This is a genomic window from Pseudomonas crudilactis (assembly GCF_013433315.1).
GTDB classification, from domain to species: domain Bacteria; phylum Pseudomonadota; class Gammaproteobacteria; order Pseudomonadales; family Pseudomonadaceae; genus Aquipseudomonas; species Aquipseudomonas crudilactis.
Map to the genome: position 1 here is coordinate 230,817 of NZ_WXVV01000007.1, position 17,777 is coordinate 248,593.

At 60.1% G+C, this 17,777-nt stretch carries 9 protein-coding genes; 5 read left to right on the forward strand and 4 right to left on the reverse strand.

Features of this window, described 5'->3' with window-relative positions:
- The first annotated feature begins 64 nt into the window (after window positions 1–64).
- Entirely contained in the window at window positions 65–2,254 is a 2,190-nt protein-coding gene (locus tag GTU76_RS10395; protein ID WP_180698566.1) for a patatin-like phospholipase family protein, read from the forward strand.
- Window positions 2,255–2,373: 119 nt separating this feature from the next.
- On the opposite strand, the gene GTU76_RS10400 is transcribed toward GTU76_RS10395, so the two are convergent.
- From GTU76_RS10400 to recQ, 3 genes are all read right to left on the reverse strand, one after another.
- The gene (locus tag GTU76_RS10400) at window positions 2,374–4,143 is read right to left on the reverse strand and encodes a motility hub landmark protein FimV (RefSeq protein ID WP_180698567.1); all 1,770 of its coding nucleotides are present in this window, start codon (window positions 4,141–4,143) and stop codon (window positions 2,374–2,376) included.
- Between the two features lie 127 nt (window positions 4,144–4,270).
- Window positions 4,271–4,705: a MarR family transcriptional regulator gene (locus GTU76_RS10405; RefSeq protein WP_016984207.1), complete on the reverse strand. Its 435-nt coding sequence runs from the start codon at window positions 4,703–4,705 to the stop codon at window positions 4,271–4,273.
- 301 nt (window positions 4,706–5,006) lie between these two features.
- Entirely contained in the window at window positions 5,007–7,136 is a 2,130-nt protein-coding gene (gene recQ / locus GTU76_RS10410; protein WP_180698568.1) for a DNA helicase RecQ, read from the reverse strand.
- A gap of 382 nt (window positions 7,137–7,518) precedes the next feature.
- Between recQ and GTU76_RS10415 the strand changes: the two genes are divergently transcribed.
- The 4 genes from GTU76_RS10415 to GTU76_RS10435 all read left to right on the forward strand — a co-directional run bounded on the left by GTU76_RS10415 (window position 7,519) and on the right by GTU76_RS10435 (window position 11,962).
- On the forward strand, window positions 7,519–8,106 hold the full coding sequence (locus GTU76_RS10415) for a UPF0149 family protein (RefSeq protein WP_016984205.1): 588 nt from the start codon (window positions 7,519–7,521) through the stop codon (window positions 8,104–8,106).
- 10 nt (window positions 8,107–8,116) lie between these two features.
- Complete coding sequence (locus GTU76_RS10420; protein WP_180698569.1) at window positions 8,117–8,512, forward strand: YbaN family protein; 396 nt, start codon at window positions 8,117–8,119, stop codon at window positions 8,510–8,512.
- A 121-nt stretch (window positions 8,513–8,633) separates the two neighbouring features.
- On the forward strand, window positions 8,634–11,078 hold the full coding sequence (locus GTU76_RS10425) for an Ig-like domain-containing protein (protein WP_180698570.1): 2,445 nt from the start codon (window positions 8,634–8,636) through the stop codon (window positions 11,076–11,078).
- 524 nt (window positions 11,079–11,602) lie between these two features.
- A complete protein-coding gene (locus GTU76_RS10435) occupies window positions 11,603–11,962 on the forward strand; it encodes a DUF6124 family protein (RefSeq protein WP_180698571.1) in 360 nt (119 codons plus the stop codon).
- Window positions 11,963–12,163: 201 nt separating this feature from the next.
- Here GTU76_RS10435 and GTU76_RS10440 read toward each other — a convergent pair.
- Window positions 12,164–17,777 (reverse strand): Ig-like domain-containing protein (locus tag GTU76_RS10440; RefSeq protein WP_180698572.1); only part of this gene is annotated, 5,614 nt, incomplete at its 5' end.

Below are 17,777 nucleotides of genomic sequence, written 5' to 3' on the forward strand. Positions count from 1 at the left end.
GAAACTCCTGAGACAGAGGGCGCCGCTATAATAGCCGGCTTTAACGCTTGCCCCGAGACTCACAATGCGCCGTCTGCTGTTCTGCCTGCTGCTTGGTTTCCTTCCAGTCTTTGTTCACGCCACTGAGGCGCCGCGACCGAAAGTCGGCCTGGTGCTGTCCGGCGGCGCGGCGCGCGGGCTGGCGCATATCGGCGTGCTCAAGGCGCTGGAAGAGCAAGGCATCAAGATCGATGCGATCGCCGGCACCAGCATGGGCGCAGTGATCGGCGGTCTGTACGCCTCGGGCTACAAGATTGATGAACTGGAAAAACTCGCGTTGAACATCGATTGGCAAGCCGCGCTGTCCGACGCCCCACCGCGCGAAGACGTGCCGTTTCGGCGCAAGCAGGATGACCGCGACTTTCTGGTGAAACAGAAACTGAGCTTTCGCGACGACGGCAGTCTCGGCCTGCCACTGGGGGTGATTCAGGGTCAGAACCTCGCACTGCTGCTGGAAAGTCTTTTGGCGCATACCAGCGACACCCGGGATTTCGACAAACTGCCGATCCCGTTCCGCGCCGTGGCCACCGACATTTCCAATGGCGAAAAAGTGGTGTTCCGCAAAGGCCACTTGCCGCAGGTGATCCGCGCGAGCATGTCGATCCCGGCGGTGTTCGCCCCGGTCGAACTCGATGGCCGGCTGTTGGTGGACGGCGGCATGACCGACAATATCCCCCTCGATGTAGCGCGGGAAATGGGCGTCGACGTGGCCATCGTCGTCGATATCGGCACCCCGCTGCGCAATCGCAAACAACTGACCACCGTGGTCGATGTGCTGAACCAGTCGATCACCCTGATGACCCGCAGTAACTCCGAAGAACAACTGGCCGCGCTGAAATCCTCCGATGTGCTGATCCAGCCCGCACTGGCGGCGTTCGGTGTCACCGATTTCGGCAAGGCTCAGGAGATGATCGACGCCGGTTACCGCGCGACCCGAATCCTCGATGCGCGCCTTGCTCAGCTCAAGCCCGACGAATCCCAGGATGCCGAACTCAATGCCGCGCGCTCGCCGGGGCAGCGCACGCCGATCATTACCGCGATCCGCGTCGAGAACGACTCGAAAGTCGACGACGACGTCATTCGTTACTTCATTCGCCAGCACATCGGCGAACCACTGGATCTGGGCCGACTGCACTCGGACATGGGCACTTTGTATGGCCTCGACTACTTCGAGCAGGTGCAATACCGCGTAGTGCACAAGGGCCAGGATCACACACTGGTGATCAGCGCCCGGGGCAAACGCAGCGGCACCGATTACTTGCGGGTCGGCCTCAATCTGTCCGACGACATGCGCGGCGACAGCGCCTTCAACCTCGGCGCCAGCTACCGCATCAACGGCATCAACCGCCTCGGCGCGGAATGGCTGACCCGCGCGCAAATTGGTGACAAACAAGAGCTGTACACCGAGTTTTATCAACCGCTGGACGTCGGTTCGCGCTACTTCGTCGCGCCGTATGCTTCGTTCGAAGCGCAGAACGTTGAAGCGGTGCTCGACAACGATCCGATCGCGCAGTATCGCGTCGAGCGTTACGGTTTCGGCCTCAACTTCGGTCGACAGATCGGCAACAACGGCGAAGTACGGTTCGGTGTCGGCGAGGCCTGGGGCAAGGCCGATGTGCGGATTGGCGATCAGGATCTGCCGAGTGAAAACTTCAACGAAGGTTTCTATGCCCTTAAATATTCATACGACTCACTGGATAACGTCTACTTCCCTCACGAAGGCAAGGACGTCAGCCTGACGCTGACGCAGTTTGAACCGGGCCTGGGGTCGGACACGCGTTATCGACAGTGGGACTTTAAAATCGACAAAGCCATGAGCCATGGCCCGGACACGCTGATTCTCGGTGGGCGCTACGGGCGCACGCTGGACGACGCCAATGTGGTGACATCGAGTTTTCTTCTCGGCGGTGCGCGACAGTTGTCGGGTTTCCGTGAGGACGCGATTTCCGGACAGAACATCAGCCTGATGCGCGCGGTGTACTACCGCCGGTTGACGCCGCGCTCGTATCTGCCGCTGGATTTTCCGCTCTACGCCGGCGCCTCACTGGAACGTGGACGGGCGTGGAACAATGACAATGAGTTCGACAGTGGCTACATCAACGCCGCGAGTGTGTTTATCGGTTTTGACACGCCGCTGGGGCCGTTGAATTTCAGTTATGGGTTGAATGATGCGAATGAGCAGGCGGTGTATCTGAATCTTGGCCAGACCTTTTGATCAGGGCGCCTGACGAATCGCTATCGCGAGCAGGCTCACTCCTACATTTGAATGCGTTCCCCTGTAGGAGTGAGCCTGCTCGCGATAGCGGCATAAAATACACCGCAAAACCATCGGCTTCAGCGAATCCCCGCCAGCAACGTCCGCGCCGTTTGCTTCAACGGCTCATCCCCCTCCTTGAGCAATTCGTTGAGCAACGCAATCGCACTGTCGATGTCACCGTCGTCAATGCACGTCTGCGCCTGTTCGAGCTTTCCGGAATTTTCGTCATGGATCGGCTCCGGCTCCTGCAAATCCAGCGGTTGCAACACCAGTGACGGCTCGGTATCGGCAAATTCATTGAGAAAATCTTCATCCAGCGGCTCGGCCTCCGGCTTGGGGATCCACTCAAGCTCAGCGTCTTCGCTGGTCGCCTCCGGCAACTCGAAGTCCTGAGGCAGTACTCGCAGGCTGGAACCCAGCGCCGAGGTGTCAGCCGACGGTCCGGTTGAGGCCGGGCGGCTGTCCTCCAGATCCCAACTGGAATCCATCGACAACTCGCCCAGATTCAACTCGAAATCATCTTCTGGCACCGGTGGTGCCGGGACAATGGGGGCCGCCGCAATGACCGGCGGCGCGCCGGCCAACGGCGCGGCACCTGCCAGTTTCGGATGTCGAGCGCGCACATCCTGTAACGTCTGGACAGGCACGCCCAGCTCACGCAAATGACTTTCCTGTTGTTCAAACGCGGCGCTGTCACCCTGGCGCCCCAGTACTTCAAGCAACTGCAAACCGATATCGGTGCGCTCCGGTTCTTTGTGCAAGGCATCGCGCAGCAGCCCGGCAGCTTCGCCGAGTCGGCCATAGGCCAGATAGATCCCTACTGCTTCCAGCACATCACCCGCCGCCGGTTCTTCACGATGTTGGGCAGAGACCGGAGCGCTGACTGATCCTGCGTTTTCGGCTTCAGGCAAATCCGGCTCACTGCCCTGCGGCAAGAACGGTTGCGGTTCGTCAGCCGGTGTCTGTTGTTGCCGGCGACGGTGCACAAACAACCCGGCCAGTGCCCCCAGCAACAGCAACAAGCCACCGAGCAATGGCCAGTTCAAACCGTCATCGCTGGACGCGACCGGCGTCACAACAGGGGGCGAAGCCGGTACGGGTGTCACTACAGTCGGTGGCGGCGCTTGCTGAAGCTCGACCAGGCGCGTTTGCAGGTCAATGATCTGCTTCTTGCCGTCGGCAATCTGCACATCCTGTGTCTGCAGTTTTGCATTGAGTTCGTCGACAGTCTTCTGCAGTTGCTGGCCCAGCAACACACTGGCGGCCAATTGCTCGGCCAGCGCATCGGTGGCGGGCGGGGTGGCAGGCGTTGGCACCGAATCGCGCTTGCCCTGCGCTGCCTGCGGCGCAGCCACGGCAGGCTCGACAGTAGGAAAACCGGAGGATTGCGCAAGTGGATCCGGCTCATCGGTGGCCGGCACGATTCCCGGTGAGCCCGGTGGATCGATCAGCAACGTGTATTCACGCAGCAAACGACCATTGGGCTGATTGAGTTGCACCAGGAAATTCAGAAAGGGTTCATTGACCGGTTTGCTGGAGGTCACCCGGATCATCTGGCGATTGCCATGCAGGATCGGAATGAACCTGAGGTCGTTGAGGAAGAACACCCGCTCGACTCCGGCCTCGGCGAATTCATCCGCCGTGGCCAGTCGCATAGCCAGATCGTTTTGCGTCAGCCCGCCGACATCGACCAACGCGATGTCGGCCTTGAGCGGCTGATTGAGGCCTGAATGAACGGTGATATCACCCAGCCCCAAGGCCATCGACCAGGCCGAATAGCTGAATACGCCAGCGACCAGCAGCCATTTGGCGCCACCGCGCAGTACCACGTGCCGACTTGCGAGCATGAGCATCCCTTAAATAAGCAAAACCGACTTCTATGCGTTCGCACATCCGGTACGAACACGATATTGCCCAGTAGTTCTTATAGTCGGCTCAGCGCGATCTCTCAAAGATACGGCACGGGGATGTGCCTCAAGATTTTTCCAGGTTGCCCAGAATGTGCCCGTGAACCCGCATGCACACCTTCAAATCCGCCTCGTCGACGCCTTCGAACAATTCGTGACGCAGTTGTGTGGCAATGGTTTCGATCTGTTCGATCAGCGGCAGGGCCGGTGCACAGAGGACAATTTTTTTCGCCCGGCGGTCTTCCATCACGGACTGGCGTTGCACCAGGCCCTGGCTTTCCAGACTATCGAGCAAGCGTGCAAGGGTCGGCCCTTCGACGCCGACGCTCTGTGCCAGCTCGCGTTGGGTCGGTGCCTCTTCGAAACGCGCCAGATGCAGCAGCACCAGCCAGCGCGCCTGGGACAGACCCAGCCCGGCCAGTCGGCGGTCCAGTTCGGCGCGCCAGCCACGGGACATCTGGGCCAGTTGCATGCCAAAGCGGTGTTGATCGGTTAACGGCATAAAACACTCACGGTTAGACTGAAAATAAAGAAAATCTAATTATTAGCCAGCTAAGCATGAGCTGCAGTTATAGGCAAGTGGCGGTCTGTACTGAATCGTTACATCTCGGGGCCCCCTCACCCTAGCCCTCTCCCAGAGGGAGAGGGGACTGATCGGGGGATATTTGGGAATTACGCCGACCTGACAGCTCAACGCTGAATCCATAATCGACTCGGGTTTTCAGGTCGATGTATGGCGCAAGACACCTCAGTCGGCCCCCTCTCCCTCCGGGAGAGGGCTGGGGTGAGGGGCGACGGCCAAATTACATCTCGAATTCCGACTGCAATGCAGCCCGCACGCAATACAACACGCCTTCCGGCACACGCCCGGCAAACAGCTCAGCGATTTCGGCGACCGACGGCAACTCGCCCTCACCATCGAGGAACGCGTCCTGCACCTCACCCATCAACTCTTCAGGCAAATCCAGCGCCTGCTCGAGCGACAACTGCTGCTTGCCAATGGCCTCGGCAAGCATCGTGTACACATTCTTCTCCGAGCACTGCAGCTGACCGGCGATCTGCAGCGGCGTCATGCCGGCGCGGGCCAGGGTGATCAGTTCGTGGCGCACGTCAGCCACCGCTTTCGGCGCCTCGACCTCGCCGCCGAGCACTTCGAGGAAGGCATCGCCATAGCGTTCCAGCTTGCGCGCGCCAACGCCACTGACCCGGGCCATTTCCGCCAAAGAAGTCGGCTGGCTGCGGAGCATTTCCAGCAACGTCGAATCGGGGAAGATGACGTACGGCGGCACGCCATGTTCTTCGGCGAGTTTGCGCCGCAGCGCGCGCAGGGCTTCCCACTGTTCGCGCTCTTCGCCGCGCACCAGTTGGCTGGCCGGGCTCTTGCTCGCGGTTTTGGCGGTAACCTGCGGTTTGAGGTCGCGGCGCAATTCAAGGCTCACTTCGCCCTTGAGCAACGGCCGGCAACTGTCATTCAGACGCAGGCCGCCATAGCCTTCGTGGTCGACATCCGCCAGACCGCGCGCGACCAGTTGACGGAACAACGAGCGCCACTCGCTCTCGCTCAATGCCTTGCCGACCCCGTACACCGACAGATGCTGATGGCCGAAACTGCGGACTTTTTCGTTGTCTTTGCCCAGCAGCACGTCGACCAGATGACCAACGCCATAACGCTGGCCAGTGCGGAAGATCGCCGACAGCGCCTGACGTGCGGGTTCGGTGGCGTCCCAGGTTTGCACGCCATCGATACAGTTGTCGCAATGGCCACACGGCTCGGGCATGTCTTCGTCGAAATACGCGAGCAGGGTCTGACGACGGCAGCGGGTTTCTTCACACAGCGACAGCATCGCGTCGAGCTTGTGTTGTTCCAGACGCTTGTGCCGCTCATCGCCTTCGGAGTTCTGCAGCATCTGCTTGAGCATCACCACGTCTTGCAGACCGTAGGCCATCCAGGCATCCGCCGGCAGACCGTCACGGCCGCCGCGCCCGGTTTCCTGGTAATACGCCTCGAGGGATTTCGGCAGATCGAGGTGGGCGACGAAGCGCACGTTGGGCTTGTCGATGCCCATGCCGAACGCCACGGTAGCGACCATGATCAAGCCTTCCTCATTGAGGAAGCGCTTCTGATTGAAGGCACGCAGATCATTGGGCAGACCGGCGTGATACGGCAGCGCCGGGAAGCCCTGCTCGCTCAGGAACGCTGCGACTTCCTCGACTTTCTTGCGTGACAGGCAATAAACGATGCCGGCATCGCTGCGCCGTTCGGCGAGGAACGCCAGCAACTGCTTGCGCGGCTGCTCTTTGGGCACAATGCGGTAAAAGATGTTCGGGCGGTCGAAGCTCGACAGGAAGCGCTCGGCATTTTGCAGGTGCAGACGCGTGACGATCTCTTCGCGGGTACGCTTGTCGGCTGTGGCCGTCAGGGCGATGCGCGGTACGTCGGGGAACATCTCGGCCAATTGACCCAGTTGCAGGTATTCCGGACGGAAATCGTGACCCCATTGCGATACGCAGTGCGCCTCATCAATGGCGAACAGCGCGATGTTCAGCCCTTGCAGGAACGACAGCATGCGCGGCTGTACCAGACGTTCGGGCGCCAGATACAACATCTTCACTTCGCCACGTTTGATTCGCGTGGCGAGGTCGCGCTGCTGTTCGGCGCTCAGTGTCGAGTTCAAGGCAGCGGCGGCAACGCCCAATTCTTCAAGAGTAGCGACCTGATCGTCCATCAATGCGATCAACGGCGAGACCACCACGGCCAGGCCCTCGCGAAGCAGCGCCGGTACCTGGAAGCACAGGGATTTGCCGCCACCGGTAGGCATCAGCACCAGCGCATCACCGCCGCTGGCAACGCGCTCAATGATTGCACCCTGACGGCCACGGAAACTGTCGTAGCCGAAGATGTCCTTGAGGACGCGTTGAGCCTGTTCGAGCATAAAAACTCCAAAAATCTACCGAAACATCCCTGCACAGGCTGGTTCAGGACAGCCAGGGCTGCTTAAACAAAACGTAAGAGCGCATTGCACGACATCCGCAATACGAGCAGGGAGCGCAAAACGCGGCAGTATACCCGAGGCCTTCGCTGCACAGGGTGCCGCTGATAAGACACAGATAAATCCCCTGTGGGAGCGAGCCTGCTCGCGAATACGCTGGATCAGTCGATACAAAGGTGCCTGATACGCCGCTTTCGCGAGCAGGCTCACTCCCACAGGTTTGGCATGCGGCCCGGCAATTGCGGCAAATCTGCCATGCGGCTGGCTTGAGCGCGCAAGAAGGCCTAGAATTCCCGCATTGTTTATTCCCCAAGGTAGCCCCGTAATGTCCTTCGCTGAGCAACTGACCCGCCTGCAAGTTTTCCTCGACGCCGACGAGCTGCATGACGAGGCGCTGGATTACGTGGCCGCTCACGGCTACCTGACCGCGCTGTCGATCTGCGCCGAAGATGTACCGGAGCGTGAGTGGATCGACGCCCTGTTCGCCGAAGAGCCGCATTACAGCAGCGACGCTCAGCGCGAAGAGATCGAAGCCACGCTGATCGGCCTCAAGGCGCACATCGCCCGTCAACTGGCCTCGGATGAAGAGTTCGAGCTGCCATGCGAACTGGATCTGGGCGACGAGCCGGACGATTCCGAACTGCGCGGCTGGTGCATCGGCTTCATGGAAGGCGTGTTCCTGCGTGAAGCGGCCTGGTTCGAAACCGCCGAAGAAGAAGTCAGCGAAATGCTCCTGCCGATCATGGTCGGTTCGGGCCTGTTCGACGAACAGCCAGAATTCGAAGACATCGCCAAAGACGCCAACCTGATGGACGACATGATCGTACAGATTCCGGAAGCCCTGACCGCGCTGTACCTGCTGTGCCAGGCGCCTGACGAAAAACCGGCGATCCTCAAGCCACGTCACCACTAAGATCCGGCCTATGGACAATCCCATAGGCAACCGCCCCCTGATGTTGCGCTACTTCCTGCTGGCCATCGGCTGGCTCAGCGTGGCATTGGGGGTGATCGGGATTTTCCTGCCCGTCCTGCCCACCACCCCTTTCCTTCTGCTCGCCGCGGCCTGTTTCGCGCGTAGCTCTCCGCGCTTTTATCGCTGGCTTGTCGAGCATCCCCGGCTCGGCCCGTGGATCCGCGATTACCTCGATGGCAATGGCATACCGCTCAAGGGCAAGGTCTACGCGATCGGGCTGATGTGGGCGAGCATTCTGTTCTCGTGCTACCTGGTGCCGTTACCGTGGGCGCGGGGGTTTATGTTGACCAGTGCGGTGTTGGTGACGGTTTATATTTTGCGGCAGAAAACCCTGCACAAAAGCTGATGACGGGCGAATAACCGTTCGTCAGGAAAAGGCACTCACCTGTCAGATCTGACAGGTGCGCAATCTCCAATTAAGCGCTCTGATAACCCCTGCCCGTTCCCATCGCGCAGGAGCCTCATCGATGACCACCTCAACCCCACCGGACAACACCGTCCTCGTCCTGAGACCGCCGATGATCAACGGCCAGACCAAGCTCGTGGTAGGCGCACATATTGGCGTGCCCTTGGTGGCTTATGACCTTGTCACTGACGGTGAAGGCGCCGTTGTCCTCGTCGACCCACCGTCGTCGGGCACCATGGATCCCGGCGATGTCATGGAGCTTTGGCTTGAGGATGAAGTGACCGCACTGGACAGCAAGACCATTGAGGATCCGAACGTGCGCACCACGTTGCGCATCCCCAAGGGTCGACTGCATCCGGACAAGGTCAACAAGCTTTACTACACCGTCAGGCGTGGGAGCGCCAATCGAGGCACTTCCACCCCATCGCTGGAAATCCTCTATAACCGCATCCGCCCCGGCTTCAAGGATCGTCTGACCGACCCCGGTGGCCACTCCGAACTCCAATTGCTATTGCCCGATGTGATCAAGAACGGCGTCGGTCCGGACTTCGTCAGCGCCGAAGTGTGCGTGGCCTATCCGTATTGCCGGGCGTACGACCTCATCACCCTCAAGTGCAACGGCGAACTGCTGGACCCCAAGCCCAAGGTCAATCCGAATCAGGCGCCGCAACCGCCGAATCCAGGTGACGAACCCCCTATCACCATTTGCTTCACCATCACCCGCGCCTATCTCGACAAGGCGAAACGTCTGGATAAAAAACTGCATTTCTCCTACACCGTCACCGACCAGATCGGCAACGGCCCGGACACCGATGCGCCGTGGTCGCCGGTGCAGAGTGTGGATGAGGATCTGGATGGCACGCGCCTGCCGATGCCGATCCTGCTGGAACGACTGGAAGACTTCCCGGGAGATGACGCGAGCATCATCGATCTGCAAAAACTGGCCGGTAATCCGTTGTTGGTGGTGATTCTGACGGCGGACAACCGCTTTGTGGCGGGCGATGAAGTGCTCGCAACCTACACCGCTAAAAACACAGGCCAGCCCGCCGACGTAGTGGTGACTGTTCCCGGCAAAGTTGAAGCAGACCCGTTCGGCTCCAAGAAAACCTTGTTCCTTGAAGTGCCCAACGACAAGGTTTTCGCGGGCAGTAACGTCACCGTAACTTATGAATTGCACAGGCCCGATGTGGGTCTGGTGGGTAACTCCAACACGGCGAAAGCAACGGTGACAGGCACTAACCCGGTGGAACTGCTGCCGCCATTTCTAGTGGCACCGGCGGTCAGCCCGATTGATCTGCTGGCCTATCCGAACGGCGTGACCATGCGGATCGAATACCTCCAGGCCCAAGGCAACGACAAGGCCCGACTGGTGGAGGTCAATCCGCCAACGGGCGCGTCGCCGTTCCCACTGGTGGAATTCAACAGCAACAAGCGGGTGAACACAGTGTTAAGTCCGAAGTTTCTGGCGGCGCGGCATGGCAAAGTGATTGAGCTGCGCTGGGATCTGAATCGCAATGGCACGCCGGCGGGGCAATCAGACTCGGTCAACATCAGGGTGCTGAAGATTGCAGATGGGGATGCGCGCCTGTCGACACCGAACATCGCCGGCAATACGGGAACAGAACTGGAGGTTAATGAACTGGCCACCGACGCCCGGATTATCGCGCTGAAGTGGCCGTCGTTCGAGCCAGGGCAACCGATCTGGGTAACGTGCAAGGGTTTTGACAACGCTGGCAACCCGGTCAATACCAATGTCAGGTCAGGAGAGCCAAATGATTCGGTGGATGGGTTGTCAGTACCGGCACCAGTTGAATGGCTGAAGTTGCTCAAGGACGGCAGCCAAGTGACCGTGGAACTCGCCGTCGGTTTTGCCGGTTCAACAGACAAGGCTCAGGCGGTTGTGTTTCCACTGCGGCTTTATGCTGTCACCTCCATTCCAGAGTTTATCGTCGATACTTCACCGCTCACACTCCAGGGCAGAAATGTATCTATCGCAGGTACAAATACCCCGTGGGAAAGAACAGGCGCAGACCCTGCCAATACCGCAGCTCTTCGCGCTGCAAACGGTGGCACCCGCCCATACGTCTATAGCTCGTCCGATGACCGCATTGCATCTGTCGATGACTTAGGCACAGTCAGAAGTGAGGGAAATGGCTCGGCCATCATTACGGTAACGGACTCTGCCGGACAATCAAAAAGCTACACCGTTACCACCGGCAATGTAATCAACTATATTTACAGCCCCAGCATTTACGTACCAGATTTCCAGAAATGGGTCACTTCTGTTGGCGGAAGAATAATTCCACTAGATGAACTCTCAACCGTGCACACCCCAATCCTGAATATTAAATACCGATTTACCGAAACATACGCTTGGGCCTATGTAACGCGTTTCCTAAGATCTGAAAATAATATTTATTACGACTTTTTAGCTGTCAACAAAAACGGCTTCTCAGCAAGAACAGGATATGGGGGAGACCGTCAAAGTGCGATATGCATGAAATAACCCCGTACTTTTGCCTTGGGCTTTGACTTGAATATCACAACCTTCAGCGAGCCATTAGGACAAAGGGGACGGACTTATTTAATAAGTGATTTAAACAGCGGGGCTTGATCGAGGTTTTTTCTGCTGACCGCGAAGGGGCCAGTGAAGTCAGCGCAAAATCCATTTTAAACACGGTCGTTTAAAAGACACCTTCAGACACGCCTTCCAGGCTACAAATTCTTGCGCCATTGCCTACAGCTACGCCAGAATCCGCCGGCTTGTGCGCCTTGGGGGCGGGTTCTATTGTGGTGCGGTCGCTGACGAATCAGCGATCGGGTTTAGCGATCCGATACCTTACAGACGCTCAATCCCCAGTCTCAATTGCAGCTTTGTCTATCTGCACTTGGCGTCATGGTGGCTGTGCGTGGGAGACCTTCGGGTCTACCCGGGGTTTCTGTGACCCGGATCGCTAACCTGCGTACAGCCGCCACCTTTACTTGTTTAGCGATGAGCCGTGGCGGCCAAATCAACCACGGAGTCTCACCATGATCAAACCAACGCCCAACCCGCCTGAAACCGACCCCACCTCCCCGTACGAATCCCTCGACTCGAAAAAGCTCAACGAAGCCGCCGACCGCGCCCTCGATCACTACCTCTGCCCACCCGGCTCCACCCCACCGCCACGCAAAACCCGCCGGATGTACGCCGTGACCGCAGACTTCAAAAACGAAGAACTGCTGGCCGATGCCAGCGAAACACTCGCCTCAGCCAGAACCATCGCCCATGACTTCGCCCACCTCATACCCGCGTCACAGCGCAGGACGCTGTTGGGGATCGCGCAATTGATCATGCTCGGCGAGCTGGCGGTGAATCGGGTGATGGATAATCTGGAGTTGCCGGGTTGATGCAGGCGTGATCAACCTCTGAGTTATTCGGCGTCAGATCTGGCGCTTTCGCGAGCAGGCTCGCTCCCACAGTTGACCGCACTCCAATGTGGGAGCGAACCTGCTCGCGAAGGGGCCAGAATGAGCAAAGCCATACCATCAGACAGAAAAAACCCGCCGCCCCATCAACCGGGACGGCGGGTTTGTCATTTCAGACTTCGCTTACACCGTATCCACCTTCAACGAATGATCATTCAACATCCCGCTGATGATCGTCGCCGTGTCATGCCCACCGGCAACCACCCCACCCGCTCCCGGCGTCACCCCGTAATGGCTGGCGAGGTTGACGCCGGCCAGGTCGATGGTCTGGTTCGGCGTGGCACCGGCCATGGCGCTGACGTCGATGCTGGTGAGCACCGAGGCGCCGCTGCCGCTGACAGTAAAGTGCAGATAGTCATCCAGCGAGGCGGTGGTGCCGTTTTCACCTTGCAGCAGTTGCGACAGGTCGAGCTTGTCAGTGCCGGGGGTGAAGTCGGTGATCAGGTCGTGGCCGCTATTGCCCTTGAGCCACTGGAAGGTATCGGCCCCTGAGCCACCGGTCATGGTGTTGTTGCCCATGCCGCCGATCAGCAGGTCGTCGCCACCGCCACCGTTGAGGATGTCGTTGCCCAAACCACCGTTGATGACGTTGTTATTGTTGTCACCGGTCAACGTGTCATTGAAGTTCGAGCCGACCAGATTTTCGATGCCGGTCAGCGTATCGGTGCCGGCGCCAAGGGTGTTTTGCGCACCGAGCAGGCCGAGGTTGACGGTGACCGCAGCGGTGGCGTGGGCATAGCTGGCGGTATCGATACCGGTGCCGCCGTCGAGCAGGTCATTGCCTGGGCCGCTGTAGAGCAAGTCGTTGCCGGCGCCGCCGTGCAGTTCGTTGTTGCCGGAACCGGCGGTAAGCACATCGTTGCCGTCGCCGGCGTTGATGATGTTGTCGCCGCTGCCGGCCACCAGCACGTCATCCCCCGAGGTGCCGGTGAGGGTGTGGCCGTCCTGATAGCTGATGGTCACATTGGCCGTGTCGCTGCCGCCGTGGTTATCGTTGGCGGTGTAGCTGCCGTGGAAGTCCGGGGTGATGTCGTGGGCCCCGGCGTAGTTGACCGTCATGGTCAGTTGATAGTTTTCCGCCGCGTTGGGGTTACCGCCGCCGCTGGGGTTGCTGATGTTGGTGACGTGGATCTGGTAGGTGCCATCGGCGCTGGCAGTGATGGTGCCGCCATCGGCAATCGCGACGAACGCGCCACCGTTGAGCGAGTACTCCAGAGTGATGTGCCCGGCTGCCAGGTTGTGATCCAGGTTCAGCGTTTCGCCCTGTTTCAGTTTGACCGTGATCAGGTCTTCATCGTTGGCATTGGCGTTGGTCACCGCGCCGAGGTAGCCGCTGATCACCAGTACAGCGGTCATCGCTGCGGTGTTGGCCGCGAAGGCATTGCGCACATCGGCCAGGGTCTGGTTGGCGGCGCTGTTGCTGTTGCCGTTGAACGTAATGGCGCCGGTGCCGGTTAAGTCCGCGCCCTTCGCCACCCAACCGGTGTTGAAGGTGGTTGGTGAGGCGTTGAGCGTATCGCCATTCGGATCGGTATCGTTGGCCAACAGCAACTCGCCCGGCACGACGATATTACCCGACAGCACGTTGGTGATGACGTGGTCGTCCACCGCCACTGGCGGCGCGTTGGGGATCACTTTCACGGTCAGCGTCGAACTGGCAAGGTCGCCATCGTTGTCGCTGACGGTGAAGCCGATGTTCTCGGTGATCACCACCGCCGTGGTTTTCTGCGAGGTGTAGGTGTAGTCGCCGCTGTCGAGGTTGATCAGCAGTGTGCCGCCGTTATTGGTGGCAATGCTCAGCGTGTTGTTGGCGGTGTTGAAGGTGCCGTGGTTGATGCCGCCGCTTGGCGTCAACGAGCCTTGCCCGCTGAGGGCTTTCGGATCGTAGGTGTAAGTGGTGCCGTCAATCACGATGGACTTGATGAAACCGCCATCGGCGCCGAAGGTGCCGCCCTCGCCCAGCAACGAACCAGTGACCGGCGCACCCTGCACAGTGCCCGAGAGCACCGAGTTGAGTTGATTGAGATCGGTGACCACCACCGCGTTGGTGTTGGTGTGGCTGATGCCGTCATAGGCCAGCGGGTCGAGGTTGGCGTTGCTCACGCCGCTGCCGAGGCCGATCGCGTAGTTCTTGATGTTGTTGGCATCGAGGAAGTTTTTCAGCGCGGCTTCATCAGCGGCGTTGATGTCGCCTTCGTTAGGCTTGCCGTCCGAGAAGAAGTAACCGACGTTTTGTGCCCCGGTGAGTTTGCCCGAGGTGTTGAAGGCGGTTTGCATCACCGCCACCGCGGCGTCGTAGTTGGTGCCGCCACCCGCGGTCAGGCCGGCGAGAATCGTCTTCGCGGTCGCCACATCGACCCATACCGTGGTTCGATCAGTGGCGTTGCTGCTGAAGGTGACGAGCTGGACTTTGACATCGCCGAGGTCGTCGTACTTGTCGAGCAAGGCGCTGATCGCCTGCTTGGCCAGGGCCAGCCGCGACAGGCCCGGCACACCCGAGGCGTCGGCCATACTGCCGGAGATGTCGAGCACGATGAGCAGGTTGGAATCGATCTCCACCGCTGCCACCGAGCGATCCGACGCCACCGCTTTTGGTACGTCATCGACGATGTTCACCACGAGGGTGCTGGTGGTGCTGTTGCCCAGTGCATCGGTGGCTTTGTAGGTGAAACTTTCGCTGAGGGTGTTCGCCCCGTCGTTGGCGTTCGGTGTGGTTTTCGGTGCCGAGGTCAGCGTGTAGGTGTAGGTGCCGTCGGCGTTGAGCTGGATCTGCCCGTAAGTGCCAGTGGCGCTGCCGACCAGGGTGTAGGTGATCGCGCCTGTGCCGCCAGTGACCGCACCAACCAGCGTGCCGGTCGCGGTTTCGCCGGTGTTGGTCGGATCGCTGCCGGTGACCGTACCGGGGGCCAGATCCGCGCCGTCCTTGCTCAGGTCGAGGGCTTTTTCATACACCGTCACGTCCTGATCGACCGAGGCCACCAGTTTGCTGTCGGCGACATTAATGGTGATGGTCGTGGTGCTTTCATCGCCATCGCTGTCGCGGATGGTGTAGGTGAAGGTGTCGGTGGCGCCCGGTGGGCTCACCGAGTTCGGGTTGCTGTGATAGACGGCATTGCCCGCCGCATCGAGGGTCAGGTAACCGAAGTTGCCATTGATGTTGCTGTTGAGGCCGCCGATGGCCGAGCTGCCGGTGTTGCTGCCGGCTCGCACGCCGACCACCGTGGCCGCGCCATCGGCACCACTGATGTCATTGCCCAATACGCTGACGTTGACCGTACCGCCCTCGGCCACCGAGCCGGTGTCGGGTTTGGCGGTTGGCAGGTCATCGATGATGTTGACGTTGATCTGGCCGTTAGCCGTGCTGCCATCAGTGTCCGTGGCCACGACGTTGAAGTTCTCGGTGAGGCTGTTGGCACCGTTGGCGTTCGGGTGGGTTTCGTTGTCGACCAGGGTGTAGCTGTAACTGACGACCCCGGTCGCCGGATTGTAACCGGTGACGGTGAAAGTGCTGCCCAGCGGCGAGACGACAGATTGCGGGAAGCCTGCGGCAACACCGTTGGTGACCACGGCAATGCCACCGACGGTCAGGGTTTGCAGGCCATCGAGCGCAGTGACGGTGAAGGTGCCGCTCTGGGTCAGCGCCGGGGTGTCGGGGCTGGTGCCGTCGCCGAGGTTTTTCTCGTAGACGGTGAGTTCGCCGCCATTGACGTCGAGGCCGTTGAGCACCACCGGATCGTCGTTGTTGTGGATGTTCAGCACCAGGTTGGCGGTGCTGGTATCGCCATCGGCATCGGTCAGGGTGTAGGTGAACGTCTCGCTGCCGTTGCCGCCGCCGTGCAGGTTTTTGAAGTCGGCATCGTTGGGGTTCAGCGTGTAGGTGTACGTGCCGTTGGCGTTGAGCACCAGCGTGCCGTAAGTGCCGGTGAACGTGCCGGCGGTGATCGGCCCGGCATTCGGTCCGGTCGCGACCACGTCGGCGCCTTGTACATCGTTGGTCAGCACATTGCCGGTCAGGGTCAGTTGCGTTTCCGAGGCCGTGTTGGCGTTACTGTCGTTCACGGCTTTCGGCACGTCATCGACGATGCTGACGACAATGGTGCTGGTGACGATGTTGCCCAGTGAATCGGTGGCCTGATAGGTGAAGGTTTCACTCAGGGTGTTGGCGCCGTCGTCGGCATGCGGGGTGGTGCTCGCCGGCGAGGTCAGCGTGTAGGTGTAAGTGCCATTGGGGTTGAGGACGATTTGCCCGTAGTTGCCGGTGGCGCTGCCGACCAGCGCATAGCTGATCGCGCCGACCGCCCCGGTGACCGAGCCGACCAAGGTGCCGGACGCGGTTTCGCCAGTGCTGGTCGGGTCGCTGCCAGTGACTGTACCGGGAGCCAGATCCGCGCCGTCCTTGGTCAGGTCGAGGGCTTTCTCGAAGACCGTGACGTCGGTGTCGCTGGTCGCGCACAGTTTGCTGTTGGCGACATCGATGGTGATGGTGGTGGTGCTTTCATCACCGTCGGAATCACGCACGGTGTAGGTGAACACATCCACCGCGCCCGGGCCGCTCACGGTGTTGGGATTGCTGTGATAGACCGCGTTGCCGTTGGCGTCCAGGGTCAGGTAACCGTAGGTGCCATTGATGTTGCTGTTGAGGCCGCCGATGGCCGAGGTCGAGGTATCAGAACCGGCACGCACGCCGACCACTGCGCCGGTCACGGCCGGGCCGTCAGCGCCGCCTATGTCGTTGTCGAGGACATTGCCACTGACCGTGCCGCCCTCCGCCACCGATGCGGCGTCAGGGTGGGCGCTGGGCAAATCATCGACGATGTTGACGTTGATCTGGCCGTTGGCCGTGCTGCCATCGGTGTCGGTGGCGACGACGTTGAAGTTCTCGGTAATGCTGTTGGCGCCGTTGGCGTTCGGATGGGTTTCGTTGTCGACCAGGGTATAGCTGTAGCTCACAACACCGGTAGCAGGGTTATAGCCGGTGATGGTCAACGTGCTGCCGAGTGGCGTGACGATCGATTGCGGGAAGCCTGCGGCCACGCCGCCGGTCACCACGCTGATGCCGCCCACGGTCAGGGTTTGCAAGCCATCGAGCGCGGTGACGGTGAAGGTGCCGCTCTGGGTCAGCGCCGGGGTGTCGGGGCTGGTGCCGTCACTGAGGTTTTTCTCGTAGACCGTCAGCTCGCCGCCATTGACGTCGAGGCCGTTGAGGTAGACCTGATCGTCGTTGTTGTGGATGTTCAGCACCAGGTTCGCAGTGCTGGTATCACCGTCCGAATCGGTGATGGTGTAGGCGAAAGTTTCCGTGCCGTTGCCGCCACCGTGCAGGTTTTTGAAGTCGGCGTCATTGGTGTTCAGCGTGTAGGTGTAGGTGCCGTTGGCATTGAGTACCAAGGTGCCGTAAGTCCCGGTGAAAGTACCTGGGGTTACCGGCCCAGTAGGTACGCGGTCGGCGCCTTGCACGTCGTTGGTCAGGACGTTGCCGGTCAGGGTCAGCAGGGTTTCCGACGCGGTGCCTGCGTTGCTGTCATCCACAGCCTTTGGCAGATCGTCGACGATATTGATATCGAGGGTGGCATTGGCGGTGGTGCCGTTGTCATCGACCACGGTGACCGCGAACTGCTCAGGCAGATTGTTCGCGCCATTGGCGGTTGGATGCGCTTCGTTGTCGACCAGGGTGTAGCTGTAGCTGACCACGCCGGTGGTGGCGTTGAAACCGGTGATGGTCAGTGTGCTGCCCAAC

Coding starts and splice junctions, on each gene's coding strand:
- GTU76_RS10395 (WP_180698566.1), top strand. CDS start 65: ATGCGCCGTCTGCTGTTCTGCCTGCTGCTTGGTTTCCTTCCAGTCTTT.
- GTU76_RS10400 (WP_180698567.1), bottom strand. CDS start 4,143: ATGCTCGCAAGTCGGCACGTGGTACTGCGCGGTGGCGCCAAATGGCTG.
- GTU76_RS10405 (WP_016984207.1), bottom strand. CDS start 4,705: ATGCCGTTAACCGATCAACACCGCTTTGGCATGCAACTGGCCCAGATG.
- recQ (WP_180698568.1), bottom strand. CDS start 7,136: ATGCTCGAACAGGCTCAACGCGTCCTCAAGGACATCTTCGGCTACGAC.
- GTU76_RS10415 (WP_016984205.1), top strand. CDS start 7,519: ATGTCCTTCGCTGAGCAACTGACCCGCCTGCAAGTTTTCCTCGACGCC.
- GTU76_RS10420 (WP_180698569.1), top strand. CDS start 8,117: ATGGACAATCCCATAGGCAACCGCCCCCTGATGTTGCGCTACTTCCTG.
- GTU76_RS10425 (WP_180698570.1), top strand. CDS start 8,634: ATGACCACCTCAACCCCACCGGACAACACCGTCCTCGTCCTGAGACCG.
- GTU76_RS10435 (WP_180698571.1), top strand. CDS start 11,603: ATGATCAAACCAACGCCCAACCCGCCTGAAACCGACCCCACCTCCCCG.